We start from the raw sequence: 24,130 nt of genomic DNA, 5'->3' as shown, positions 1-24,130 counted from the left end.
CATAAGGTCTGGCCAACGCTTCAAGGATTTTACAGATGGCAACCATCGTCGGCGGCGTCGCCACGTCGCACACTCCCACCATCGCCTTTGCGAAGGATGCGAACAAGTTCGACGATCCGGTGTGGAAACCGATCTTCGAAGGGTATGCGCCGGTGCAGGCGTGGTTTCGGGAAAAGCAGCCCGACGTGCTGGTCTACATCTACAACGATCACATGACCGCCTTCTTCGACCATTACAGCCATTTTGCGTTGGGAGTGGGCGAGAGTTTCGCCCCGGCCGACGAGGGCGGCGGGCCACGTGACATTCCGGCGATCGCCGGCGATCCCGAATTCGCCGCTCACGTCGCGCGGGTGATGGTCGCCAACGAATTCGACCTTTCCTATTTCCAGGGCAAGACCCTCGACCACGGGGCGTTCTCGCCGCTTTCAGTCATGGTCGATCACGATCGGGAAAACGGCTGGGCCTGCAAGTTGCTGCCGGTCGTCTGCGGTGTGCTGACGGTGCCGCTGCCCAGCGCGCGTCGGTTCTGGAAGTTCGGCCGCAGCCTGCGCCAGGCGATCCTCAGCTATCCCAAGGACATAAAGGTGGCCATCGCCGGAACCGGCGGGCTCAGCCACCAGGTCCACGGCGAGGCCTGCGGCTTCAACAATCCCGAATGGGATCACGAATTCATGGAACGGCTGGAAAAGGACCCTGAAAGCCTGCTCGACATGACCGTGGCGGAGCTTGCGAAGCGCGGCGGCTGGGAAGGGGCGGAGGTCGTGATGTGGCTGCTGATGCGCGGCGCCCTGTCAGAACAGGTGGAGGTCACGCACAAGACCTATTTCCTGCCTTCCATGTGCCCGATCGCCACCATGATTCTGGAAGACCGCGCGCAGGATGCGCCGGTGGAGCCAGTCGAGATCACCCGCGAACGTGCCTGGCACGATTATGCCGGTGCCGAAGACATGGCGGGCACCTATCCCTTCACCATCGAGCGCAGCGTTAAGGGCTTTCGGCTCAATCACTTTCTCCATTCGCTGACCGACCCTGCCGTGCGGCGACGCTTCAAGGCGGACGAGGCCGCCACGATGGAGGAGGCGGGCCTTAGCGACGAAGAGCGCACGCTGGTGCGGGATCGCGACTGGATCGGCATGATCCAATACGGGGTCATCTTCTTCATGCTGGAAAAGCTGGGCGCCGTCACCGGCATCGGCAACATCGATATCTATGCCGCCATGAAGGGGATGAGCGTTCCCGAGTTCCAGAAGACCCGCAACGCGCAGATCAACTACGGGGTGGGGGGCAAGGGGAGCTAGCCGGCGGGTTTGCCGCGTGGCCCAAACGGCCAGTCGATTACCTGTCCGGCCCACAATGCCAGCCAGATCAGCAGCGGTTGCACGATCATGCGGGGACCATGATAGGCCATGCCCCATCCGCCATCGGGCCGGACCAGGTCCATCATCATGTGATTGACGTTCGCCGGCCAGACGCAAAGCGCATAGAGCGCAAGGCCAATACCGGCCGCCTGCCGCAGGCGAGGCGAGAACGGCTGCACCAAGGCTGCGGCGCCGAGAATTTCGGCCACGCCGGTCCAGAAGATGACCGCGTCGGGCGCCCATACCCACGCCGGGGTGATCCTGAGGAACGGCGCCGGATCGACGATATGCTTCCATCCTGCAAAGGCATAGAGCATCGCCAACACCACGCGCAGTGTCCTGCGGATCACGGTTGCCGGCCTATGCGGTAAGGGCCATCGGGCGCGCGCATCGGCACCCCTTTCCAGCTCAGCGCGATTGCACCCTTGTCGGCCAGATCGGCACTCGCAGCATGGATCTCGTCCATGCGGGAACGCCAGTCTCTATCTGCACCAGCCAGCAAGCGCGCCGCTTCGCTGGGGCAGATGGTGGCGTCCGCCGCGCGGCTATCGAGCAGCGCGGCGATCGCCTCGAATGCGGTCACGCGGCGGCTGTTGCAGGCAACTTGACTTCGCCCTCGTCCTCGCCATCCCAATAGTGGACGCGCTTGGCAACGACCTCGAGCAGCACCAGCCCGGGGGTGTCGACGCCCTGCTTGAACCAGCGCTCCAGGTCCTTGACCCAATGGTCGCGGAAGGCCTGCTTGTCGCGGATGATGTTTGCCTCACCCTCGACATGAATGAACATGCCCGGTGCGCCGACAATGCCCTTCAGACCCGCCTTGCCCGCATAGCTCAGTCCAACCGAGGCATCGCGCGCGATGTTTTCCACCATGCGGGTATCGTCGGTGGTGAAGAAATAGCTGGTGCCTTCGTATTCCACTTCGGAATTGTTGCTCATCGGCCGACCGCCGATCGAGCCGTCCTGTGCGCGGCTGGTCAACATGCAGAAGTCGATGTCCTTCATGTCCTCGGCAATTTGAGCGAGGGTCTTGGTCGGGGCCGTGTCAGTCATTGTCTTCTCCGTATCCTGTCTAAAACCCAGCGTATCCGGGCGCGCGTGGTTCCCGCATCGGCCTCAAGCGTCCGGGCGCCATTCCGGCGGGGCGAGGGTAAATCCCTCGAACTCGAACCCCGGCGAGACCACGCAACTCATCAGCGTAAAGTCGTGGCTTCCGGCCATGGGCCGCGCCGACTGCCAGTCGCCGGGATGGATCACCGCCTGCATCGCATGGCCTTGCAGGATCTCTGGCCCAAGTATCAGCCTCTCGACATCGCCGCTGTCCGGTTCGCTGGTGGCGATCTCGATGGGATTGCCGGCATGCCACAGCCATAATTCCGCTGCGTCGACCCTATGCCAGTGCGAATGCTGCCCGGCCTCCAGCAGGAAATGGATCAGCGTCGCGCTCGCCCGTTCACCGGGCGCAGCGTCGGCGCGCCAGGTCTCACGATACCATCCGCCTTCGGGATGCTCGATCAGGCCGAGCTGTGCAATCAACCGTGCGGCGTTCAATGCTCGATGACCTCCACGCCCTTCCAGAAGGCGATGCGATCGCGGATCGCCTCGGCTTGGTCCTTGGGCTGGGGGTAGAACCAGGCGGCGTCGGTGTTGACGTCTTGTCCGCCGCGCACTGAATAGTAGCTGGCATCCCCCTTCCACGGGCAGTGACTGGTGGTGTCACTGGGGACCAGCAGATCCTCCCGCACGTCGGAGCGGGGAAAGTAATGGTTACCCTCGACCACCACCGTGTCGTCGCTGCGGGCGATTTCCTTGCCGTTCCATCGTGCCGATACCGTCATGCCCATCTCCTTTGTCATTCTGCCAACCGTTCGATCGTCGCCGCGTCACGCTGCCCGTCACACAGGCGTTCGAGCGCCGGGGTGAAAGGGTGGTCAGCAACAGAAGCGACCTCGAAGAGCGTCATCGAACTTCTGAACTTCAGCGCGTCGATCGGCCCGAGTATCGCAAGGGGTGTGCGTGTGCCGGCATGGACAAGCATGGCCTCGGTTGCTTCGATGAGCCGCGGTCCAAGCAGCGAGTGATCGAGGTAGGCCCGCGCCTCTGCCAGGCCGTTGATGGCGTAGAGCCGTGCGTTGGCACTCAGGCCGAGACCGAGGACCTGCGGAAAGATAAACCACATCCAGTGCGTGCGCTTGGCACCTTCGCGCAATTCAGCCAGCGCGGCAGGATAGATGCCAGCCTGCGCCTGGACGAAGCGAGACAGGTCGAACCTGTCAGCCATCTTTCATGGGATCATGGCCCCAGTTCATCAGCGAGTATCGCCAGTCGCTCTGCTTGATGTCGCCGTCAGGCTTCTGTGCCTTGTGACGATGCACGTAGCCGACAACCTTTTGCATATGCTCGTACTGGCTGTCGGTAAGATCGGCCTTGTTCGTTCGCTTGATCTCCACGATCCGCCGACCGGACTCGTGCCCCACGCTCTCGCCGCCATCATCCTTCTGACCGACCGAACGGGATTCGTCGGTATCCAGCCACTTCTCGATTTCGGCGGGCTGCATGTTCACCGCGTCCTGGAAATCGTCGTAGACCTTCTGTTTCGTCTCCGCATCCATCGCCACTAGTCGTCGCCTTTCCTGTCAGGCAGACCCTTCCGGGCGGTGGAGGCGAAGTCGTCGAGTTCCTTCTCGCTCATCGAATCGTACATCTCCTTCGATGCGCCCTTGAGGTCCTTTACCTTCGTATCGCCGCGCTTTGCCGAAAGCGCCGCGCCGGCGGCCTTTTGTTGGGCCTTGGACTTCGCCGGCATCTAGCTGGAAGCCTTCAATTCGGACCCGAGCTTCAGCACCTTGTCGCCGTCTTCCTGCTTAATGAGGTAGGCCGGGTCATCCTCGCTCCCCTTGCGGGTGATCTCGCTGCCCTTGATCGTGCGCGTCACATCCCGCTCGAAGCGTTCCTCGATCTGGCCCTTGGCCGTTCCATTGCCCCATTCCCATTCAACGTGCTGGCTGGTGCGATAGCTGTTGGAACTGGCCATTACTCGTTCTCCGTAACGGGCAGGCCATCCTGCACGCTGCTGTCGTCGGCCATGTCGGTCATGGAATCGGCGGCGAGGTTGCTGTCGGTATCGCCGATGATCGCGCCCTGCTCGGTCGCGGTTGCCGGCTCGTAGGTGGCGCTGCTCTCGTCCTCGTTCTGGGAGAACGCGCCGGCCATCCAGATGATCGACAGGATAAGGACCGCGGCCAGGATGCTGATGAGCAGCACCCAGCGCACCACGCCTTCCTTGGAACCGCCGCTCGCGTCTTCCGAATCGATATGGATTTCGCCGTTACGAACTTCGCTCATGATAGAATGCCCTTTGTCTCTCGTCTGACCCTTGCAACGAGATACGGGCGGGAAGGCGCGAGGTTCCTACCGGCTTTAGTCCCGCAGCAGTTCGTTGATGCCGGTCTTGGATCGGGTCTGCGCATCCACCTTCTTTACGATCACCGCGCAATAGAGGCCAGGACCGGGCGATCCATCGGCCATTGGCTTGCCGGGCAGGGTGCCTGGCACGACCACGGCGTAAGGTGGAACCTCTCCGCGATGCACCTCGCCCGTTTCGCGGTCCACGATCTTGGTGGAGGCGCCGAGATAGACGCCCATGGAAAGCACCGCGCCTTCGCCGACGCGCACACCCTCCGCCACCTCGGCGCGTGCACCGATGAAGGCACCATCGCCGATGATGACCGGTTCGGCCTGCAGGGGTTCGAGCACGCCGCCGATTCCCGCCCCGCCGGACAGGTGAACATTGCGGCCGATCTGCGCGCAAGAGCCGACCGTGGCCCAGGTATCCACCATCGTTCCCTCGCCGACGTAGGCACCGATATTGACGAAACTGGGCATCAGCACCGCGCCGCGGCCGATGAAGCTGCCCCGCCGCGCGATGGCGCCGGGGACCACGCGGAAACCGGCGTCCTCAAAGCGATCCTGCCCCCAGCCGGCGAACTTGCTGGATACTTTGTCGAACGCGGGGCTGCCCGCCGATCCGCCTTCCATCAGGCGATTGTCATACAGGCGGAAGCTGAGAAGCACCGCCTTCTTCAGCCACTGGTTGACCTGCCAGCCGCCGTTGCCATCCGGCTCGGCCACGCGCGCCTCACCATTGTCTAGCAGCGCGATTGCCGCTTCCACTGCCTGGCGAACGTCTTTGCTGGCGGCATTGATTTCGGCGCGGTTTTCCCATGCTTCCTCGATTTGCGGGATCAGATCGGCGGACATGTGGTGCTACTCCTGCAAGGGGCGGGGTCTGTGGCCCAGCGGCTAGCCCCTCGGGCTGGCGGGCACAAGATCGCAACCGCCACGTGCGGGTTGCCGCTCGCAAACAGGTTCAGCCCGCGTTAGGGAGTTCGGGCGCATCTCACTGACAACGAAGGGATCGCGAATGGGACTGGAAGGCACGCGCACGCGCTGGAAAAGCTGGCATGGCGGTAGCATGGTGGCCATGGTCGCCCTGTTGAGCGCGTGTGGCGGCGGTGGCGGAGGCGGCCCGATTACCAGCAGCCCGCCGCCCGTGCCGGCTCCGGCTCCGACCCCCACGCCCACACCGACACCCACGCCAACCCCGACACCCACGCCAACCCCGACACCGACCCCCACGCCAACGACGGCTGGTTTCCCGGTGCAGCCGGTGCCGGCCCAGTTCAATACGCGTGAATTGCGCGATTCGGATGGCCCGACCCAGCACAACGCGCCCAGCGTATGGGCGAGCGGGCGCACCGGTGCGGGGGTGACCATCGCCGTGGTCGACAGCGGGATCGACCCCGACAGCCCCGAGTTTGCCGGTCGTCTCTCGCCTGCATCGAAGGATATCTACGGCTCTCGCGGGCTGGAGGGACCGGACGATCACGGCACGCTGGTGGCGATGGTGGCCGCCGCGGCGCGTGACAACACCGGCATCCTCGGCATGGCCTGGGGGTCCACCGTGCTGGCCATCCGCGCCGATGAGCCGGGCAGTTGCGGCGGCGACAATCCCGAGGATCCGACCACGGACTGCGGCTTCACCGACGTGGCCGTGGCCGATTCCATCAACCACGCAGTCGCCAACGGGGCAAAGGTCATCAACCTTTCGCTGGGTGGTCCCGATCCGATCACCAGCGGCCTCACCACCGCCGTGCGCGCAGCGGTCGACGCAGGCGTGCTGGTGGTGGTCGCCGCGGGCAACGACGGTGCACCTGAACTGGAGGCCTTTGCCCGCACCATGTCCGCAGCCGGCAACGGCGGCGTGGTGATCGCCGGATCGGTCGGCGAAACCTACGAGATTTCCGAGTTTTCCAACCGCGCCGGCGGCAACCCCACCTTCTATCTCGCCGCGCGGGGCGAGCGGATCTGCTGCACCTACGAAGACGGCGCCATCTATGTCGACGATGAAGGCTTTGCCTACCTGTTTTCCGGCACGAGTTTTGCCGCGCCGCAGATCGCCGGGGCGGCGGCCCTGCTGGCGCAGGCCTTTCCCAACCTTAGCGGGCGGCAGATCGCCGACATCCTGCTGCGCAGCGCCTTTGACGCGGGCGCGGCGGGGCCTGATGCGGTCTACGGAAGAGGCATCCTGGACATCGCCCGCGCCTTTCAGCCGCTGGGCGCGACCGCCATTGCCGGGCAGTCGACCACGATGGCGCTGGGCGATGGCAGCGGCGTCGCGTCGCCGGCCATGGGCGATGCCTTTACCCGGATACGCCTGCCCACGATCGTCACCGACGAATACGACCGTGCCTTTTCGACCGATCTCGCCGGCACGCTGGCCTCCGCCGAGCTGGAGCCGCGCCTGCATGGTGCCCTGGGGCAGCAGGTCCGCTCGGTCTCGGCAGCTGGCGAACGGGCGAGCGTGGCGTTCTCGATCGACGCGCGCGGACGGCAGGCCCCGCGGGTCGAGGCATTGCGGCTGAGCGAGGATGATGCCGAGCAGGCGCGGGTGCTGGCGGCGCAGATGGCGCTGCAACTGGCGCCGAACACGCAGCTTGCCCTGGCCTACCGGCAGGGCGCGGACGGCATGATGGCGCAGCTGCGCAATGCCGATCGTCCCGCATTCATGATTGCAGGCACAAGCCACGATACGGGAATGCGGCAGGGAACAGATGCGGCCTTCGCGCTGCGCCAGCAGGTGGGGGGGTGGGGCATCACCGTCAGCGGCGAGAGCGGGTCAACCCTCACCGCGGCCAGCGTGCGCCATGCTGCCGAGATGCGCGGCCGCCGTGTGGACGAGGATATGGCGGGCTTCGGCCTCGCGCTCGACCGCCGCTTCGGCGACCTCGACACCGCGCTTGGCCTGACCTGGTCGGCGGAGGATCGCACCGTGCTGGGTGCGCGGTTCCACGAAGGCTTCGGGCTGGAGGGCAGCGACACGCTGTTCGTCGACCTCGATCTGGGCTGGCGACCGGCGGATCGCTGGCGGGTGGGCGCGGCGTGGCGGCAGGGTTTCACCACGCTGGCGGACGCGCCGCTGGTTGCCGCGGGATCACGCCTTGCCAGCAACGCCTGGGCGATCGACCTGACGCGAACCGGCGCTTTCGCCACGGATGACAGCCTGGGCCTGCGATTGTCCCAGCCGCTGCGCGTGACCGGCGGCGGCATCAACCTGTTGCTGCCAGCGGACTGGAGTTACGAGACCCTTTCGGCCAGCTACGACAATCATCGGCTCGACCTTTCGCCTTCGGGGCGCGAGCTGATCGGCGAACTGGCCTGGCGCGGGAACGTGTGGGGCGGCAGCGCGGGCGCCAGCCTGTTCTACCGTCATCAGCCCGGCCATTTTGCCAACCGCGCGGCAGATCAGGGTGTGGCGGTCAGGTGGTCGCGCGCGTTCTAGGACAAGGTCGGCGCAGGGGTCAGCGCATCAGTCCGCGCGTGAAATCGACAAGGCCCGTCTGGCGCGCACGGCGCATCCGTTCCGCCTCCAGGATGGTCTTCACCTTGCCGAAGCATTCGTCGATGTTGTCGTTGACCACCACGAAATCGTAGCCGTCCCAATGGCTTATCTCGCTGCGGGCGCGCGCCATTCGGCCATCGATCACCGTGTCGCTGTCCGTGTTGCGATTGCGCAGGCGCCCCTCCAGGGCATCGATGCTTGGCGGCAGCAGGAACACGCGCACGACGTCGGTTTCCATGCGCTGGTAAAGCTGCTGCGTCCCCTGCCAGTCGATATCGAACAGGAAATCCTGGCCGGCTTTCAGCCCCGCCTTGATGTGTGCCTTGGGGGTTCCGTAGTTGTTGCCGAAGACCTCTGCCCATTCCAGCATCTCGCCGTCGTCCACCATGCGCTGGAACGTCGGCTGATCGACGAACTGGTAGTCCTTGCCATCAACCTCGCCCGGGCGCGGTTGCCGGGTGGTGACCGAAACGGACATGGCGATCTTGCCATCTTCATCCAGCAGGCGCCGCGCAATCGTCGTCTTGCCCGCGCCGGAAGGCGAGGACAGGATGAACATCAACCCGCGGCGGGCGAGATTGTCTGAATGCTGCTCGGCCATGCAGCCTGTTGCGAGAACGGCCGCGGCAAATCAAGCCCTCCGGGTGTGGAGCTATTTCTCGCCCTGCTTGCGCAGGCTCTCGTCACCGGCGCGGCGGGCCTTGCGGCTGCTCTGGCTGCGGTCGAACAGGGTCTTCACCAGCAAGCCGCCGGAAATCAGCGCCGCCCCGGGGATGGAGCGCGTCGCGACCTTGGTGACACCATAGGCCGTCAGCGTGTGCAGCAGCGACCGGTTCTCCACCGCGTTCTTGGCGAATTGCCGCCCGTATCGCTGGCCGAGGATGGCCTTTTCCACCGTCATGCGCGCCAGACGACCGACGCTGCGCAGCATGATGTCGTTGATGATGAGGTTCGTCGACGGATTCGTGCTCGGTCCCGGCACGGAATTCTCGCCGTGATAGCCGAGCGTGTCGGTCGTCTCGCTGACCTTGTTGGCAATGGAATCGGTAATGTGCCTGCTGCGTCTGGCCATGTGCTGCCCCTGTTTGCCCGGGGCAGAGTTGCCGCGAGTCTATTTCTTGCGGCCGAAATCGACCGTAACGACGTTGGATCCGTCTTCACTCTTGGCAATGTCCTGGCCGCCGCCTGGTTCCGTCGCGCCCGGGGTATCGTTCTGCGCGTCCTCGTGCCCGGCCGGTTCGATATCCCCGACAGAGGCCTGGAACTGCAGCCCGAAATCGACCGCCGGATCGACGAAGGCGGTGATCGCGGAGAACGGGATCGACAGCTTGGAGGGGATCTGGTTGAAGCTGAGCCCGACGGAAAAGCCAGTGTCGCTGACGTTGAGATCCCAGAACTTGTTCTGCAGCACGATCGTCATCTCGTCGGGAAAACGGGCGCGCAGCGCGGGGGGGATGGTGACGCCGGGGGCGCCGGTCTTGAAGGTGATGTAGAAATGATGCTCACCCGGCAGGGCGCCGCCGGTCTGCTCTACCGAGCCGAGCACGCGCCCGACCACCGCGCGCAGGGCTTCCTGCACGATCTCGTCATAGGGGATCAGGCTGTCGGGGGTGGTATCGCTCATGGCGGCGAGTGGTGGCGGTGTGCGCTGGCGAAATCAAGCGGCAATCGCGGGTAATCCCGCAAAGCAGGCACGGGCCGCGTTCCCGCTTGCACGCCGGTGTCGCCCGCCTATAGGCTCACCGCCATGCGAACAGGCCGGATCGAGCGCAAGACTAGGGAAACCGCGATCGTCGTCGAGGTCAATCTCGACGGGACGGGCGCCTACGACGTGACGACGGGCATCGGCTTCCTCGATCACATGGTGGAACAGTTCAGCCGCCATTCGCTGATCGACGTGACGCTGAAGGTGGAGGGCGACCTGCACATCGACCAGCACCACACCACCGAGGATTCGGCCCTGGCGCTGGGGCAGGCGCTGGCGGCAGCGCTGGGCGACAAGGGCGGCATCGGCCGCTATGGCGAGGCACATTCGCCGATGGACGAGACGCTGTCGCGCGTGGTGCTGGACATCTCCGGCCGGCCCTACCTGGTATGGAAGGTGCGCTTCACCCAGGAAAAGCTGGGCGAATGGGATACCGAGCTGATCGAGCACTGGTTCCATTCCGTCGCGCAGACCGCCGGGCTGACGCTGCATGTCCAGCAGCTGTACGGCAGCAACAACCACCACATCTGCGAAAGCATCTACAAGGGTTTTGCCCGCGCCATGCGCCAGGCGGTCCAGCTGGACGCCCGCAAGGGCGGGGCCGTGCCGAGCACCAAGGGGCAGCTGGGTGGCTGAATCGGCTGCCGCGCAGCCGCAAGGCCGAACGGCCGCCCGCAGCGGGCGCAGCTTGCCTGCGCGTCTAGCGAGGATCGCGCGCCCGGAGGGGCGTGCGGAAAGCAAATAATGGCCGAGGCTATCGCCCTTGTAGATTACGGCGCGGGCAACCTGCACTCCGTCCACAACGCCCTGAAGGCTGCGGGTGCGGGCCACGTCACCGTCACCGCCGATACGGCCCTGGTGAAGGGCGCCCAGCGCATCGTGTTGCCGGGCGTCGGCAGTTTTCGCACCTGCTACGAAGGGTTGACCGGCATCCCCGGCATGGTCGAGGCGCTCGAGCGCCGCGTGCTGGAGGATGGCGTGCCGTTCCTGGGCATCTGCGTGGGGATGCAACTGCTCGCCACGCAGGGGCTGGAACATGGGACAAGTCCCGGTCTCGGCTGGATTCCCGGCGAAGTCCGCCCGATCGAACGCACCGATCCCGCGATCAAGGTGCCGCACATGGGCTGGAACGATGTGGCGCTTGCCCGCCAGCAACAGCGCGGCGACCTGCTGGAGGCGGGGGAGGCCTACTTCCTTCACTCCTTCCACTTCCAGCCTGACAACGGCCGCGACATCGCCGCGATGACCGACCACGGTGGCGGGCTGGTGGCGGCGGTGGCGCGTGAAAACATCCTGGGCGTGCAGTTTCACCCGGAAAAGAGCCAGCGCTACGGCCTCGCCCTGCTCGAACGATTCCTGGAGTGGCGCCCATGAGGAGTCCGGCATGATCGTCTTCCCCGCCATCGACCTGAAGGCCGGCGCGGTCGTGCGCTTGGCCGAGGGCGACATGGCCCGTGCCACCGTCTACGGCAGCGATCCGGCAGCGCAGGCCATGCTGTTTGCCGAGGCCGGAGCGGGGCACCTGCACGTCGTCGACCTCGACGGCAGCTTTGCCGGACGAACGGAAAACCGTGAAGCCGTCGAAGCCATCATCGCCGCCTTTCCCGGCCATGTGCAGATGGGTGGCGGCATCCGTGATGCGGCGGCGGTGGAGGGCTGGTTCGCGCTGGGCGTGGCCCGTGTGGTGATGGGCTCTGCCGCGCTGAAGGATCCCGATTTCGTCAAGACCATGGCTGCTGAGTTCGAAGGCGGCATCGTGGTGGCGGTGGATGCACGGGACGGCATGGTCGCGACGGAAGGCTGGGCCGACGTGTCGGACGTGCCCGTCATCGACCTTGCCCGCCGGTTCGAGGATGCCGGCGTCGCCAGCCTGCTGTTTACCGACATCGGCCGCGATGGCCTGCTGAAAGGCGTCAACATCGACGCCACGCTGGACCTGGCGCGGCGCGTGGACATTCCGGTCATCGCCAGCGGCGGGGTGAAGGGGCTGGACGACATCCACCTGCTCGCCCTCCACGCCAGGGACGGTATCGAGGGCGTGATTACCGGGCGGGCGCTGTACGAGGGCAAGCTGGACCTGGCGACCGCCATTGCGATGGCAAACCGATGAACCATCGGCTCGCCGGCTATATCTGGCCCGGCGTCGCTGGTGCTGTGGTAACGTTTGTCGTCCGCTACGTGATGGGTGACCTTTCCGTCGCGCTGATCGGGATCGTGGTGTTCGCGGTCATCTACGCGATCCTGATCGTCCTTTCCCGCACCATGCGATGGGCCGACGCGCCGATGGTCTATGCCGGCACCGCGGCTGCCGCGGCCTCGATTGCCTTTATCGTGAGCCATTCGTCATGACCGTCCGCATCCGCGTAATCCCCTGCCTCGACGTGGCCGATGGCCGGGTGGTGAAGGGCGTCAACTTCGTCGACCTCAAGGATGCGGGCGATCCGGTGGAACAGGCGCAGGCCTACAGCGAGGCGGGCGCGGACGAACTGTGCTTCCTCGACATTTCCGCCACCCACGAAGGGCGCGGCACCTTGCTCGACATGGTCCGGCGCACGGCGGAGGTCTGCTTCATGCCGCTGACCGTGGGCGGAGGCGTCGCCAGCGTGGAGGATGCGCGCGCGTTGCTGCTGGCAGGCGCTGACAAGGTTGCGGTTAATTCCGCGGCGGTGAAACGGCCAGAGATCGTGGCCGATATCGCCAACCGCATGGGCAGCCAGTGCGCCGTTGCCAGCGTGGATGCTCGGCGGCGCGTAAATTCCGCCCATCCCGAACGTGCCGCAGGATGGGAAATCTTTACCCACGGCGGCAGGCGCGCAACCGGCATCGACGCTCTCGACCACGCAGTGCGCCTGGCGGAGCTCGGCGCGGGCGAGCTGCTGGTGACCAGTATGGATGGCGATGGCACGCAGGCCGGCTACGATCTGGACCTTACCCGCGCCATTGCCGACGCCGTGAGCATTCCCGTTGTGGCGAGCGGCGGGGTGGGCAACTTGCAGCACCTCGTCGATGGGGTAACCAAGGGCAAGGCGAGCGCGGTGCTGGCGGCCAGCATATTTCACTTCGGCACCTTTACTATCGCACAGGCCCACGCAGCCCTGCGGGCAGCCGGTCTGCCGGCGCGGGGCGGCTGATCCTGCCGGTTCCGCCGGTCCCGTTGCGGGACAGCAGTTTCACGGCAATTGTGCAGTGCGCTGGGAGGGGGGAAGGGGGCCGCGCATGACTGCCCGAATCTCCCTTGCCGCCTGCTCCGTGCTGGCCATCGCCGCACCTGCCCTCGCGCAATCGGGAACGCAGGTGCCAGAGGCGTCCAGCATGATGCTGTTTGCGATGGGCGCCGCTGGCGTTATCATCGGCCGCCGCCTGGCCCGGCGCCGCACCGATACCGAAGACTGACTGACTGAGGTCTTGACCGCCGGGCCGCGCTTCGCGCATGTCGCCCCGCGATGGATACGCTGCCCCGCCTTGAACAGACGATAGCTGCGCGCCGCGGCGCTGCGCCGGGCACCAGTTACGTCGCCAGCCTCCACGCCAGGGGTTTGCCCGCCATCGCGCAGAAGGTGGGCGAGGAAGCGACCGAGGCGGTGATCGCCGCGCTTACCGGCAGCCGCGAGGCTGTGGTCGGCGAGGCGGCCGACCTGCTGTTTCACCTGCTGGTTATGCTGGGCGCACGCGACGTATCGCTCGCACACGTCATGGCGGAGCTCGACAGGCGCGAAGGCACGTCGGGCATTGCCGAGAAAGCCGCTCGAAAGGACGCCTGATGCCGATCGATCCGACCCTTCCCTACGACGATAGCAATATCTTCGCAAAGATCCTGCGCCGGGAAATCCCCTGCAACGCGGTCTATGAGGACGAGCACGCGCTCGCCTTTCACGATATCGCCCCGCAGGCGCCCGTCCATATCCTGGTGATCCCCAAGAAGGCCTACGTCAGCTGGGACGACTTTTCGGCCAACGGTTCGGCAGAGGAGATCGCCGGCTTCGTGCGCGCGGTGGGTCATGTCGCGCGGGAACAGGGGCTGGTGGTGCGCGGCTATCGCCTGCTCGCCAACGTGGGGCGCAACGGCGGGCAGGAAGTGCCGCACCTGCACGTGCACCTGTTCGGCGGGGGGCCGCTCGGGCCGATGCTGACGCGGTGAGGAACGCGGTTCGTCGGACCTGAGCAACGCTGCATGACTTTCGGTGTTTTGCATCCCGGCCCGTAATCGTTAAGGCGCAGGTCACCTATGCAACCCGATCTACAACCGCCGTCCGGACGTATCGCAGGATCGCGTCACTATTTCCCTGTGCGCGTCCATTTCGAGGATACCGACCTGTCCGGCATCGCCTATCACGCGAACTACCTGAAATGGTGCGAACGAGCGCGCAGCGACCTGCTGCGGTTGCTCGGCATCGATCAGCGCGCCGCGCACGAGGCTGGCGAGGGCTACTACGCCGTATCCGAAGCGAACGTGAAATGGCGCCGGCCCGCCAGGTTCGAGGACGTGCTGACCGTGGAAAGTCGCGCGCTCGAATTAAGGGCGGCCAGCGCGCGCCTGCTGCAACGCGTATTCAGGGGAGAGGACCTGCTGGCGGAGATCACCATCGTCGCCGCCTTCCTGTCTGCCGACGGACGCCCTCGACGCCAGCCTGAAATCTGGCGCCGTGCGTTCGAAACCTTCATCGAGAAAGACCCTGCATGACCGTTATCGACCTGCTTGCCGCAACTGCCGACAGCGCGGTGGCCGCCGCCCCCACCAGGCTCGACCCGATCGAGCTGTTCGTCAGTGCCGACATCGTCGTGCAGCTGGTCATCGCCGGGCTGCTCATCGCCTCGATCTGGGTGTGGGCGATCATCATCGGCTTTACCATGCGGATGGGCAGGGTGCGCCGCGCCTCGGCGGCGTTCGAAGACGAGTTCTGGGCCAACGACAACGTCGACCTCGTGATGGGGGCGCGGCGGCGCAAGGACAATCCCTCCGCGCGCATCGCGGCAGCCGGGATCGGTGAATTCCGCGAGAGCCACAAGCAGGGCCTGAAGGATCGCCAGGCCGCCAGCGCCCGCGTGGCGCAGGCGATGGAAGGGCAGGTCGCCGACGAATCGGACACGCTGTCGCGGCGGCTGAACTTCCTTGCCACCGTGGGCTCCGTGGCACCTTTCGTGGGGCTGTTCGGCACCGTGTGGGGCATCATGAACAGCTTCTTCCAAATCGGGCTGCAGCAGAACTCGTCGCTCGCCGTGGTCGCACCGGGCATTGCCGAGGCGCTGTTTGCCACCGCCGTGGGCCTGTTCGCTGCCATCCCGGCCGTTATCGCCTACAACCGGTTGTCGCACACGGTGAACGGTTACGAAGCCAACCTCGCCCGCTTCGCCGACCGCGTCCATGCGCAGGTCAGCCGCGAGATGGAGACGCTCTGATGGCGATGAGCATGGCCGGCGGCGGCGGTGGCAGGCGGGGTCGGCGCGGCGGTGCGCGCCGCGCGCCGATGGCAGAGATCAACGTCACGCCGTTCGTGGACGTTATGCTGGTGTTGCTCATCATCTTCATGGTCACCGCACCATTGCTGGCGAGCGGCGTGCCCGTGGACCTTCCCGAAAGCCGCGCCAACGCGCTTGATCAGGAACCCGACCAGGTCACCGTCGCCATCGACCGTGAGGGCTTCGTCTATGTCGACGATGCGCGCGTCGAAGTTGGCGAATTGCCAACCGTGCTGGAATCGCTGGCCGCGCAGAAGGCCGGCGAACGCCCGCTCGTCAACCTGCGCGCCGATCGCGCCATCGACTGGGGCCGGGCGATGGCGGTGATGGGCGAATTGAATCGCGCAGGGTTCAACAGCATTTCGCTGGTGACGACTGGCGGGGCAAACCCCGATGCGATGCCGGTCAGTGACGGTTCAGCCGCCGGACCTACCGTCGAAGACTGATATGCAGGCGTTCGCCAACCTTTCCAGCGAAGAACGCATCGGCATCGGCGCGGCCGTCGTCGTCCATGCGCTGCTGGGGGTGGCGCTGACGATGCAGGTCAACCGCGATGTGGTGCAGCTCCCGCCGCCCGAGCGCGTGGAGGTGAGCCTGGCGACCGATGTCAGCCTGGAATCCACCGCGCCCGATCCCTCGGCAGAGCCGGCAGCCAGCATGGCGCCGGTCATCAGTGACACCCCCGCACCGCCCGAGCCGCCCGCCGAATTCCTGCCCGAGCCGCCACCGCCGCCCCCGCGCCCGCAGCCGACCGTCGCGCCCCGGCCCGAACCGAGCGCCGCGCCGCGTCCCCGGCCCACGGCGCGTCCCACAGCGCGTCCCGCACCCCGGCCTACTTCGGCACCAAGCCCCCGCGCCTCGGCCCGGCCCACACCCGCACCCAGTCCTCGCGCATCGGCCCGGCCCACGCCCGCCCCGTCAACCAGCGCCCGCGCAACACCCGCGCCGCGACCCTCCGCCACGACGCGCGCGGGCGGCAGCCGGCTGGGCGACGACTTTCTCAGCGGGCGTAGCGCGACCAGCGAAGGCGCCCGCGGTTCGCCCGCAGCCACTTTCGGGGCGAGTGAGGCGGCGGACCTGCGCTCTGCGATTACCCGGCAATTGCGCCGCAACTGGAGCGCGCCGCAGGGCGTCGATGCCGAGCTGCTAGTCACCACCGTTTCCTGGCGGCTCAATCGCAACGGCTCCCTGGCAGGGCAGCCGCGCTGTACCAACCAGAGCGGCATCAACGATGCCAACCGCGCCCAGGCGCAAGTGCACTGCGATCGTGCGATCCGTTCCGTGCAGCTTGCCGATTTCAGCGGATTGCCCGATGAACACTACTCTCGCTGGGACGATCTCGAATGGACTTTCGATCGAAGGCTATGACCATGAAGACCTCACTTTTCGCGCTCCTCGCCGTTGTCCTGGCGCCGCTGCCCGCAGCAGCGCAGACCAGCGACCTCAATCCCGCCGCCAACCGCGAGGTCACTGTCCCGCAGGATATCACGGTGGAGCAGGACGACGGCCCGCTGACCGGCACCGTCACCGACGATACACCGTGGCAGGAGCTGGGGATCGCCATTGCCAGCTTCGCCACCAGTTCCGATGTCGCCACGCCCGCCAATGCGCAGGGCACCGGCGCGCTCGGGCTGGAGCTGGCGCGCATCGTCTACAACGATCTTCGCAGCAACGGCTTGTTCCGTCCGGTCGGCCCTGACGCCCTGCCGCGACCCAGCTATGGTCAGATTACCGCGCCGGCGTGGAACGTGTGGCAAGGGCGCAGCGCGGAAATGCTGGTGCAGGGCTATGTGCGGGCCAATCCCGATGGGCGGCTGACGATCGGTTGCTACCTCTACGACGTGCAGTTGCAGCAGGAGCAGGCGCGCGCCGGCTGGGTCGTGCAGCCGAGCGAGTGGCGGCGTGCCGCGCACCGCTGCGCCGATCTCGTCTACTCGCGCCTGTCGGGTGAAAGCCCCTTCTTCGACAGCCGCATCGCCTACATTGCGGAGACCGGCCCGCGCGACAACCGGGTGAAGCGCCTGGCCATCATGGACAGCGATGGCGCCAACCACCGCTTCATCACCAACGGCCAGTCGACCGCGCTGACCCCGCGTTACTCGCCCGATTATTCGCGCATCGCCTATCTTTCCTACGTGGACGGCAACCCGCGCATCTACATCTATCACATCGACACCGGGCGCCAGACGCTGGTGACGCAGAGTTCGAACCCGACCTTTGCCCCGCGCTGGAGCCCGGACGGGCGCTGGATCCTCTATTCGATGGCGATCGGCGGAAACACCGACATCTATCGCGTTTCCGCGGCTGGCGGCGGCACGCCGGAACGGCTGACCAACGGCCCGGCGATCGAGGTGGGCGGGTCCTACTCGCCCGACGGCCGGCAGATCGTGTTCGAGAGCGACCAGTCGGGCACGCAGCAATGCTATGTGATGAACGCCGACGGATCGAACCAGCGGCGCATCAGCTTCTTCGGCGGACGTTGCGCCACGCCGGAATGGAGCCCGCGCGGTGACCAGATCGCCTTTACCCACATCGTCGGCGATTTCCATATCGCGGTGATGAGCCCCGACGGACGCAACATGCGCACGCTGACGAACGCCTGGCAGGACGAGGCGCCGAGCTGGGCACCAAATGGACGCATCATCCAGTTCTTCCGTGTCGAGCGCGGCAGCGGCGAGCCCACGATCTGGCAGGTCGACCTGACCGGCGAGAACGAGCGCCAGTTGCGCACTCCGGTCGGCGCGTCTGACCCGGCCTGGGGCCCGGTCCTGCCGTAACGCCGTTATCTTTTCACGTGGGGTCGCAACCCGCCCGCCCAAACTCGGTATCAAGGAGAGAGATGAGATGAACCGTTATGCAATCGCCCTGACCCTCGCCAGCGCCCTCGCGCTCGGCGCGTGCAAGAAGGATCCGCCCGAAAGCACCCCGCCGCTGCCGCAGGATACGGTCACCACGCCGACGCCGACCCCCGGCATGGGCGGCAACGGTGCAATGGGCGGCCCCGGCTCGCAGTCGCACTTCAGCCAGGCGATGTCCGGCGCGGATACGATCTTCTTCGATACCGACCGCTACAACATCGACAGCGAGGATGCCGTGGCGCTGCGTCGTCAGGCCGAATACCTGCTGCAGCACACCGCTGCCCGCGCCACGGTTGAAGGTCATGCGGACGAACGCGGTACGCGCGATTACAACCTGGCGCTGGGCGAACGGCGCGCGACCTCTGCCAAGAACTACCTCGTCAGCCTCGGCGTGCCGGAAAACCGGCTGACCGTGGTCAGCTATGGCGAGGAACGCCCCGTGGCGACCGGCACCAACGATGCAGCCTGGGCCCGCAACCGTCGCTCGGTCACGGTGATGGTCACGCGCTGATCAGAACAACAGGTCAGAGAGGATCGGAAACATCCGGTCCACGGCGGGCGCGGCGGCTTCGATCGTCGCGCCCGTTTCGTGTGCGCCCAGGCCCGCACTGGCATCACGGACCGGCGTGGCGCACAGCACGAAGGCCGCCATCGCAAGGACGGATGCCGATGCCGCTATGGCCAGTTGTTTGCTCATGCAGGGTCTCGGGACGGGAACATGGGCTTGCAGGTAGCCACCGGACCGTCATTTGCAATGCGGCCTTTTGCATGCATTTGTATCGAAATGCCCACGTCGCGCGCAAGGCGGTTCACCTGCGCCGCTACGCTCCCTATAGTGGGTCGATGCATGTCTGCGAAATTACAAACTGATGGCCCGTTCGAGCGACTGGGGCTTCCCCCGCTGGCGCGGATACGAAAGCAGCCGGGAGGCCGCGCCCGTCCGCCTGTGCGACCGCCACGGGTGCGAGGAGAAGGGCGATTGTCCCGCTCCCAAAAGCCCCAACAGCAAGGATCGCTGGTATTTCTGCCAACCCCACGCGGCCGAATACAACCGGGGCTGGGACTATTTCCAGGGTCTCGACAAGGAGGAGGCGGAAAGCCGCGCCAAGGCGGAGCGCAGCGAGAATGCCGGCTATGCCGAGGCGCAGCATTATGGCTGGGGCGGCAGCGGCGACGGATCACGCTCGGCTGACGAGATGCGCGCGCTGGAGGTGTTCGAGCTGGAAGCCGACGCCGATTTCGCCGCGATCAAGCGCGAATGGCGCGCAAGGGCGAAGAAGGTGCATCCCGACGTCAAGCCGGGCGACGCGGATGCGGCAAACGAGTTCCAGAAACTGCAACTGGCCTACGAGGTGCTGAAGGCGGCTGAGGAGCGGCGGGAATGGAAGGGCGCCTGAGCAGGGCCTCTACCGCGGCAGCCCGACCGATCTTTTGCCGGGGTCAGGCACGATCGCAATGCGAAGGAAACAAAGCGGGCGAAATGATTTCGTAACCCCTTGGGGTCACTCTTTCGCGTCATGATCGATTCGAGGGGGAATGCGATGATGGAACGATTAGCACAGCCGCCAGCGGGCGCTGGGGTAGACACAGCCGAACACGACCCTTGGCATGACATAAACCCCGGCCCGCCGCACGTCCCGCGTCATCGCGGGACGCTGTATGACAAGTTCGGCCGTCCCTTGCCCGCGCTTGCGCCTTATAGCTACGGCAACGCGCGGCCCTGACGCCTAGTCGCCGATGAGCGTGCCGACGTACTCGCGCTTGTCGGTGGTATTGGCCACGCTGAACAGCAGCACCAGCTCGTCGCGATTGGCACCGGCCAGCGCACCGGCGAAGTTGCCGTCGAGGTTGTAGGTGTTGTCGTCGATCGTCCCGGCAAAGGCACCGTTGGCACCCACCGTGGCGCTGATCGGGAAGGCCCCGACCTGCGTGGTGGTGCCGTTGATTGTCTGGAACAGGTTGATGGTGCCAGTGAGCGTGTTGGTCGTCCCCGCCGATACCGTCAACGTCACGGCGGGCGATGTGATGATGCCCGCTGGCGTGGTGCCGGGCGTGCCGCCTACGGCCTGCGGGGTGCCGGTGTAGCTGAGCGTGTTGGCGATCGCCGTGGTGGTCGTCACGGTGTTGAAGAACAGCGCCACGCGCTGGCTGCGCAGCGTGCCGGCCGTGGTCCCTTGCGTAAAGGCCTGTCCGCCGATCTGGTAGATCGCGCGCAGCGATTGCGAGAAGGGCCGCTGCAACGTGAGACTGCGGTTGCCGTCGGTATAGACCCGCTGGGTGGCAGACGCGCTGGAAAGCGTGCTGCCGGCAAAGACAGCCGCGTCCGAAAGGTCGGGGAAGGCGAAGGTGGCGCTTTCGGGCGCGAACTTCAGGCTGATCGAGGCCGTGCCGGGCAGGCGGCTGGAATCGCTGAACGTTTCCGCTCCGCCGGTGGGCGTAAAGAAGGCGTAGATGAGCCCGGTGTTGGTGCTGGTCGCCTCTATCGCGGTGGTAAGCGAGAAGTCGACCGCCGTGGTCGGCGTGGGCGTGGGGGTCGCGGTGCTGGTGTCGGTCGGCTCCGGTTCGGAATCGCTGCCGCCCCCGCCGCAGGAGACGACCAGCGCGCCGCATGCCGCGACGCCGACGAGGAGACCGAGTTTGCGAAGCACGTTTTTGCCGTCCAAGTTCACGAAGTTCACCAATTTGCAGAATGGATAAGCGCGGCCCTACGCCGCCGTTCCTGTCCCTTAGCTGTCCGATGGTGCACGGGGCAAGCGCTTAGGTCGCGTTTCGCCGCCGACCCGGGCAGGGTGCGCGCGTGGAGAGCGGGTGCGTGAATGGGGGGCGATGGCAGGGCCATCGCCCCCCATCGCCCCCCATCATTTGCAGACGGTCAGCCCACGTCGCCGATCAGACCGCGTCGAGGGCCTGCGCGAAATCGGCGATGAGGTCTTCCGGGTCCTCGATGCCGATGGAAACGCGCACCAGATTATCGGCAATGCCCAGTTCGGCACGCCGGCCTTCGGCGACCGAGAGGTGCGTCATGCTGGCCGGGTGGCTGGCCAGCGTTTCCGTGCCCCCCAGGCTCACCGCCAGCTTGGCGACCTTCAGCGCATCGAGGAAGGCGAAGCATTCCGCCTCGCCGCCCCTGATGAACATGGAGAACGTGCTGCCCGCACCCAGGCAGTGCCGTTCGTAAATGTCCTGCTGGCGCGGATCCTTGATCATGCCGAGATAGCCCAGCTTCTCCACCTTGGGATGCTGGCTGAGGAAGGCGCAGACCTTCTCCGCGTTCTCGCCCGCGCGCTGCATCCTGAGTTCCACCGTCTCCAGACTGCGCAGCAACATCCAGGCAGTGTTCGGATCGGCGATGCCGCCCATCGTGTTGCGCAGCGCGCGCACCGCGTCGATCCAGCGCTTGGCGCCGGACACGCTGCCCGCCACCAGATCCGAATGGCCGCCCACGTACTTGGTGAGCGAATAGACGACGAGATCCGCACCCTGGTCCAGCGGGCGCTGCCACAGGGGGCCGAGGAAGGTATTGTCGATGGCGATGGGGCAGCGATCGGGATCGAAATGCGCGTCACGCGCGGCCTTGACCGCTTCCACGTCGACCAGCGCGTTGGTCGGGTTGCCGGGGCTTTCGAGGTAGATCAGCGGCACTTCGCCGCCGCTTTCATCGGCCATGGCCTTTGCACGGACCATCACCGCGTCCAGCTGTTCGCGCGTGGCGCCGGCGGGAAAATCCACATAGCGCACGCCGTAGCGGGCCATGACCTTGGCGACGAAGCCCTCCGACGCGGCATAGAGCGGTCCGGAATGGACGATCACGTCGCCTGTCTTGCACGCGGCCAGGATCAGGATGGCGATCGCCGTCATGCCGGAGGAAAAGCACAGCGCATCCTCCGCCCCGTCCCAGATGGCCAGGCGGTCTTCCAGGATTTCCTGGTTGGGCCCGTTGAAGCGCGAATAGACGAGCCCCTCCGCGCCGCCGGGCCGCTTGCCGGTGATGCCTTCGAAATGCCGCTTGCCCGCTGCCGCGTTCTCGAACGCAAAGGTGCTGGTGAGAAAGATCGGGGCCTTTAGCGAACCCTCCGACAGGGCCGGATCGTAGCCATGGCCCATCATCAGCGTGGAGGGTTTCAGGGGACGGCCACCGATCTCGGTGATTTCCTGCTTGGGCTTGCGGCGCGGGGTGGGGGTATCGACCGCATTCATCGGGTCGCTGTCGTGATCGGCCATGGCGGCTTCCTTCCTGACTTGGCACTCCCAGGAAGGCAGGAGCTGATAAGGCGCGCCGGGCCGCCCGTCCCTAACCTCCGCAGGGACGCCTCTGCGCCGGCAGGCGATCTGCTGCCCTGTTAGAGGCACGCTGCCGGCGCATCAAGCGGTTGCCCATGAAACCAGGACCACCGTGCCCACGATGAGCACGACGCCCGCCGCGTCCAGCGCCAGCCCGGCGCGGATCAGCCGGGGCAGCGCCAGCCGCCCGGTGGACCATGCGATCGCGTTCGGCCCGGTGCCGGCGGGCAGCGCGAAGCCCCAGCTCGCCGCCATCGCCACCGGCATGGCGAGCAACAGCGGGTCTGCGCCCAGCGCCGGGATCAGCGCGGCAACGACCGGGATGAAACCCGATGCGACGGCGACGTTGCTGGCAAATTCGGTGATGACGATGACGAGGGCCACGATGATCGCGGCGGTGGCAATGATCGGCAGCGCCTCCAGCGGCAGTAGCTGCCGGCCGATCCAGTCGGCCAGGCCGGATGCGCTCATGCCCGCTGCAAGCGCCAGCCCGCCGCCGAACATCAGCAGCACGCCCCAGGGCGCGCGTTCGGCCTCCGCCCACGTCAGCAGCGGGCGGCCCGCTCCGTCCGGCAGCATGAACAGCGCCAGGCTGGCGACCACCGCCACCCCGCCTTCGGTCAGCGCGCCGTCGGGCAGCAGCGGATCGAGCAACGGTTGGGCCATCCACAGCGCAAAGGTCGTCGCCACTACCGGGACCATCCGCCGCTCCGCGCTCGACCAGGCGCCATGGCGGCCTACGGCAGCGCGCGCGGCGGCACTGTCGAAAGGATGGGCAGCAATGTTCTGGACCCGGGCGATGAGCCAGGCGGCAAGCGGCACGCTGACCAGCACCAGCGGCAGCCCGTAGAGGCTCCACTGGGCAAAGCCGATGCGCAGGCCCAGTGCCTCGTCCACCAGACCCACGGCGATGGCGTTGGTGGGCGAACCGACCAGCGTGCCAAGCCCGCCGATGCTGGCGGCAAAGGCGATGCCCATCGGCAGGGCGCCGCTCATGCCATCCTGCTCGCCCTCCATCATGCCGCCGCCCGCCAGCACGGCCAGCGCGACCGGCATCATGATGAGCGCGGTGGAGGTGTTCGAGATGACCATGGAAAGCGCGGCTGTCGCCACCATCACCGCCAGCAGCAGGCGGAACGGGCCGCCCCCGGTTCCCGCCAAGCCGAGCAGGAACAGCGCAAGCCGGCGATGCAGGCCGGTGCGCTCTATCGCCAGGGCGATGAAGGCCCCGCCCAGCAGCAGGAAGATGATGTCGGAGTAATAGGCGCTGGCCGCGGCCTTGGCGTCCATCGCGCCGGTAAGCGGGATTATGGCAAACGGCAGCAACGCGGTGACCGACAGCGGCAGGGCTTCGGTCATCCACCATGCCGCGACCCAGCCGACCAGCCCGGCCATCCACCAGGCCTGCGGGGCCATGCCGGCAGGCGGGGGCAGCAGCAGCGTGGCCGCGAACAGGGCCGGACCCAGCCAGAAGCCGATGCGTGCTGCGGTCATGCGCCTGTTCGTCCCCCGCTATCCCCGGCGTACCCTAGGCCTTTGCGCCCTTGCTTCAAGCCGCCAAAGCTGTCTG

General features: G+C 66.3%; 35 protein-coding genes. 17 read left to right on the top strand and 18 right to left on the bottom strand.

Annotation, left to right across the window (positions count from 1 at the left end):
* Positions 1 to 35: 35 nt before the first annotated feature.
* Positions 36 to 1,298: a gallate dioxygenase gene (locus GRI62_RS10225; protein WP_131453257.1), complete on the top strand. Its 1,263-nt coding sequence runs from the start codon at positions 36 to 38 to the stop codon at positions 1,296 to 1,298.
* Here GRI62_RS10225 and GRI62_RS10220 read toward each other — a convergent pair.
* The 11 genes from GRI62_RS10220 to dapD form a co-directional block, all read right to left on the bottom strand.
* Positions 1,295 to 1,708 carry a DoxX family protein gene (locus GRI62_RS10220; RefSeq protein WP_131453256.1) on the bottom strand — a complete coding sequence of 138 codons (414 nt, stop codon included), beginning with the start codon at positions 1,706 to 1,708 and terminating at the stop codon, positions 1,295 to 1,297. The two genes, GRI62_RS10225 and GRI62_RS10220, sit on opposite strands and share 4 nt — an antisense overlap.
* A complete protein-coding gene (locus tag GRI62_RS10215) occupies positions 1,705 to 1,941 on the bottom strand; it encodes a DUF3253 domain-containing protein (protein WP_131453255.1) in 237 nt (78 codons plus the stop codon). The genes GRI62_RS10220 and GRI62_RS10215 overlap by 4 nt, the downstream gene beginning before the upstream one ends.
* Positions 1,938 to 2,411, bottom strand: coding sequence for a pyridoxamine 5'-phosphate oxidase family protein (locus tag GRI62_RS10210; protein WP_131453254.1), 474 nt, complete (start codon positions 2,409 to 2,411; stop codon positions 1,938 to 1,940). The genes GRI62_RS10215 and GRI62_RS10210 overlap by 4 nt, the downstream gene beginning before the upstream one ends.
* 63 nt (positions 2,412 to 2,474) lie before the next feature.
* On the bottom strand, positions 2,475 to 2,909 hold the full coding sequence (locus tag GRI62_RS10205) for a cupin domain-containing protein (protein ID WP_131453253.1): 435 nt from the start codon (positions 2,907 to 2,909) through the stop codon (positions 2,475 to 2,477).
* Complete coding sequence (locus tag GRI62_RS10200) at positions 2,906 to 3,196, bottom strand: DUF427 domain-containing protein (RefSeq protein WP_131453252.1); 291 nt, start codon at positions 3,194 to 3,196, stop codon at positions 2,906 to 2,908. The genes GRI62_RS10205 and GRI62_RS10200 overlap by 4 nt, the downstream gene beginning before the upstream one ends.
* Positions 3,197 to 3,210: 14 nt before the next feature.
* Positions 3,211 to 3,639 (bottom strand): DUF1810 domain-containing protein, encoded by a 429-nt coding sequence (locus GRI62_RS10195; RefSeq protein ID WP_131453251.1) that lies wholly within the window; start codon positions 3,637 to 3,639, stop codon positions 3,211 to 3,213.
* On the bottom strand, positions 3,632 to 3,970 hold the full coding sequence (locus GRI62_RS10190) for a DUF3140 domain-containing protein (RefSeq protein ID WP_131453865.1): 339 nt from the start codon (positions 3,968 to 3,970) through the stop codon (positions 3,632 to 3,634). The genes GRI62_RS10195 and GRI62_RS10190 overlap by 8 nt, the downstream gene beginning before the upstream one ends.
* 5 nt (positions 3,971 to 3,975) lie before the next feature.
* The gene (locus GRI62_RS10185; RefSeq protein WP_131453250.1) at positions 3,976 to 4,164 is read right to left on the bottom strand and encodes a DUF3008 family protein; all 189 of its coding nucleotides are present in this window, start codon (positions 4,162 to 4,164) and stop codon (positions 3,976 to 3,978) included.
* Positions 4,165 to 4,392, bottom strand: a complete 228-nt coding sequence (locus GRI62_RS10180) for a hypervirulence associated TUDOR domain-containing protein (protein WP_131453249.1) — start codon at positions 4,390 to 4,392, stop codon at positions 4,165 to 4,167. It abuts the gene before it with no gap.
* The gene (locus GRI62_RS10175; RefSeq protein ID WP_131453248.1) at positions 4,392 to 4,703 is read right to left on the bottom strand and encodes a hypothetical protein; all 312 of its coding nucleotides are present in this window, start codon (positions 4,701 to 4,703) and stop codon (positions 4,392 to 4,394) included. Before GRI62_RS10175 ends, GRI62_RS10180 begins: the two co-directional genes overlap by 1 nt.
* 75 nt (positions 4,704 to 4,778) lie before the next feature.
* The gene (dapD, locus tag GRI62_RS10170) at positions 4,779 to 5,618 is read right to left on the bottom strand and encodes a 2,3,4,5-tetrahydropyridine-2,6-dicarboxylate N-succinyltransferase (RefSeq protein WP_131453247.1); all 840 of its coding nucleotides are present in this window, start codon (positions 5,616 to 5,618) and stop codon (positions 4,779 to 4,781) included.
* A 163-nt stretch (positions 5,619 to 5,781) separates the two neighbouring features.
* Between dapD and GRI62_RS10165 the strand changes: the two genes are divergently transcribed.
* Positions 5,782 to 8,199, top strand: a complete 2,418-nt coding sequence (locus GRI62_RS10165) for a S8 family peptidase (RefSeq protein WP_234027423.1) — start codon at positions 5,782 to 5,784, stop codon at positions 8,197 to 8,199.
* A gap of 19 nt (positions 8,200 to 8,218) precedes the next feature.
* Here GRI62_RS10165 and gmk read toward each other — a convergent pair whose 3' ends face one another.
* From gmk to GRI62_RS10150, 3 genes are read right to left on the bottom strand one after another with little or no spacing between them, the layout of a single operon-like run.
* A complete protein-coding gene (gmk, locus tag GRI62_RS10160; RefSeq protein WP_188669311.1) occupies positions 8,219 to 8,860 on the bottom strand; it encodes a guanylate kinase in 642 nt (213 codons plus the stop codon).
* Positions 8,861 to 8,911: 51 nt separating this feature from the next.
* Positions 8,912 to 9,331: a hypothetical protein gene (locus GRI62_RS10155; protein ID WP_131453246.1), complete on the bottom strand. Its 420-nt coding sequence runs from the start codon at positions 9,329 to 9,331 to the stop codon at positions 8,912 to 8,914.
* Between the two features lie 39 nt (positions 9,332 to 9,370).
* Complete coding sequence (locus GRI62_RS10150; RefSeq protein WP_131453245.1) at positions 9,371 to 9,883, bottom strand: SspB family protein; 513 nt, start codon at positions 9,881 to 9,883, stop codon at positions 9,371 to 9,373.
* A 123-nt stretch (positions 9,884 to 10,006) separates the two neighbouring features.
* Here GRI62_RS10150 and hisB point away from each other — a divergent pair, with 123 nt between their 5' ends.
* From hisB to pal, 14 genes are all read left to right on the top strand, one after another.
* Positions 10,007 to 10,600, top strand: coding sequence for an imidazoleglycerol-phosphate dehydratase HisB (gene hisB, locus GRI62_RS10145; RefSeq protein WP_131453244.1), 594 nt, complete (start codon positions 10,007 to 10,009; stop codon positions 10,598 to 10,600).
* Positions 10,601 to 10,708: 108 nt separating this feature from the next.
* Entirely contained in the window at positions 10,709 to 11,338 is a 630-nt protein-coding gene (gene hisH / locus GRI62_RS10140) for an imidazole glycerol phosphate synthase subunit HisH (protein WP_131453243.1), read from the top strand.
* 10 nt (positions 11,339 to 11,348) lie between these two features.
* Positions 11,349 to 12,074: a 1-(5-phosphoribosyl)-5-[(5-phosphoribosylamino)methylideneamino]imidazole-4-carboxamide isomerase gene (gene hisA, locus GRI62_RS10135; protein WP_131453242.1), complete on the top strand. Its 726-nt coding sequence runs from the start codon at positions 11,349 to 11,351 to the stop codon at positions 12,072 to 12,074.
* Positions 12,071 to 12,313, top strand: a complete 243-nt coding sequence (locus GRI62_RS10130) for a hypothetical protein (protein WP_131453241.1) — start codon at positions 12,071 to 12,073, stop codon at positions 12,311 to 12,313. Before hisA ends, GRI62_RS10130 begins: the two co-directional genes overlap by 4 nt.
* Entirely contained in the window at positions 12,310 to 13,095 is a 786-nt protein-coding gene (gene hisF / locus GRI62_RS10125; RefSeq protein WP_131453240.1) for an imidazole glycerol phosphate synthase subunit HisF, read from the top strand. The genes GRI62_RS10130 and hisF overlap by 4 nt, the downstream gene beginning before the upstream one ends.
* Positions 13,096 to 13,180: 85 nt before the next feature.
* A complete protein-coding gene (locus tag GRI62_RS10120) occupies positions 13,181 to 13,357 on the top strand; it encodes a PEP-CTERM sorting domain-containing protein (RefSeq protein ID WP_131453239.1) in 177 nt (58 codons plus the stop codon).
* Positions 13,358 to 13,407: 50 nt separating this feature from the next.
* On the top strand, positions 13,408 to 13,725 hold the full coding sequence (locus tag GRI62_RS10115; RefSeq protein WP_131453238.1) for a phosphoribosyl-ATP diphosphatase: 318 nt from the start codon (positions 13,408 to 13,410) through the stop codon (positions 13,723 to 13,725).
* Positions 13,725 to 14,102: a histidine triad nucleotide-binding protein gene (locus tag GRI62_RS10110; protein WP_131453237.1), complete on the top strand. Its 378-nt coding sequence runs from the start codon at positions 13,725 to 13,727 to the stop codon at positions 14,100 to 14,102. The genes GRI62_RS10115 and GRI62_RS10110 overlap by 1 nt, the downstream gene beginning before the upstream one ends.
* A gap of 87 nt (positions 14,103 to 14,189) precedes the next feature.
* The gene (locus GRI62_RS10105; RefSeq protein ID WP_131453236.1) at positions 14,190 to 14,645 is read left to right on the top strand and encodes a YbgC/FadM family acyl-CoA thioesterase; all 456 of its coding nucleotides are present in this window, start codon (positions 14,190 to 14,192) and stop codon (positions 14,643 to 14,645) included.
* Positions 14,642 to 15,361, top strand: coding sequence for a protein TolQ (gene tolQ, locus GRI62_RS10100; RefSeq protein WP_131453235.1), 720 nt, complete (start codon positions 14,642 to 14,644; stop codon positions 15,359 to 15,361). The genes GRI62_RS10105 and tolQ overlap by 4 nt, the downstream gene beginning before the upstream one ends.
* Complete coding sequence (locus tag GRI62_RS10095) at positions 15,361 to 15,867, top strand: ExbD/TolR family protein (RefSeq protein ID WP_131453234.1); 507 nt, start codon at positions 15,361 to 15,363, stop codon at positions 15,865 to 15,867. Before tolQ ends, GRI62_RS10095 begins: the two co-directional genes overlap by 1 nt.
* Position 15,868: 1 nt before the next feature.
* The gene (locus GRI62_RS10090; RefSeq protein ID WP_131453233.1) at positions 15,869 to 16,789 is read left to right on the top strand and encodes an energy transducer TonB; all 921 of its coding nucleotides are present in this window, start codon (positions 15,869 to 15,871) and stop codon (positions 16,787 to 16,789) included.
* A 2-nt stretch (positions 16,790 to 16,791) separates the two neighbouring features.
* Entirely contained in the window at positions 16,792 to 18,198 is a 1,407-nt protein-coding gene (gene tolB / locus GRI62_RS10085; protein ID WP_373282975.1) for a Tol-Pal system beta propeller repeat protein TolB, read from the top strand.
* A 67-nt stretch (positions 18,199 to 18,265) separates the two neighbouring features.
* Positions 18,266 to 18,790 (top strand): peptidoglycan-associated lipoprotein Pal, encoded by a 525-nt coding sequence (pal, locus tag GRI62_RS10080; protein WP_131453231.1) that lies wholly within the window; start codon positions 18,266 to 18,268, stop codon positions 18,788 to 18,790.
* On the opposite strand, the gene GRI62_RS10075 is transcribed toward pal, so the two are convergent.
* Complete coding sequence (locus tag GRI62_RS10075; RefSeq protein ID WP_131453230.1) at positions 18,791 to 18,976, bottom strand: hypothetical protein; 186 nt, start codon at positions 18,974 to 18,976, stop codon at positions 18,791 to 18,793.
* Positions 18,977 to 19,148: 172 nt separating this feature from the next.
* Here GRI62_RS10075 and GRI62_RS10070 point away from each other — a divergent pair, with 172 nt between their 5' ends.
* Positions 19,149 to 19,676: a J domain-containing protein gene (locus GRI62_RS10070; RefSeq protein WP_131453229.1), complete on the top strand. Its 528-nt coding sequence runs from the start codon at positions 19,149 to 19,151 to the stop codon at positions 19,674 to 19,676.
* A 330-nt stretch (positions 19,677 to 20,006) separates the two neighbouring features.
* On the opposite strand, the gene GRI62_RS10065 is transcribed toward GRI62_RS10070, so the two are convergent.
* The 3 genes from GRI62_RS10065 to GRI62_RS10055 form a co-directional block, all read right to left on the bottom strand.
* Entirely contained in the window at positions 20,007 to 20,927 is a 921-nt protein-coding gene (locus GRI62_RS10065) for a hypothetical protein (protein WP_131453228.1), read from the bottom strand.
* Between the two features lie 241 nt (positions 20,928 to 21,168).
* A complete protein-coding gene (locus GRI62_RS10060) occupies positions 21,169 to 22,500 on the bottom strand; it encodes a cystathionine gamma-synthase family protein (RefSeq protein ID WP_131453227.1) in 1,332 nt (443 codons plus the stop codon).
* A 141-nt stretch (positions 22,501 to 22,641) separates the two neighbouring features.
* Positions 22,642 to 24,054: an SLC13 family permease gene (locus GRI62_RS10055; RefSeq protein WP_131453226.1), complete on the bottom strand. Its 1,413-nt coding sequence runs from the start codon at positions 24,052 to 24,054 to the stop codon at positions 22,642 to 22,644.
* Between the last annotated feature and the right edge of the window lie 76 nt (positions 24,055 to 24,130).

The sequence above is a fragment of the Aurantiacibacter arachoides genome, assembly GCF_009827335.1.
In the GTDB taxonomy this organism is placed as follows: domain Bacteria; phylum Pseudomonadota; class Alphaproteobacteria; order Sphingomonadales; family Sphingomonadaceae; genus Alteraurantiacibacter; species Alteraurantiacibacter arachoides.
This window is presented reverse-complemented; position numbering and strand designations above follow the sequence as displayed.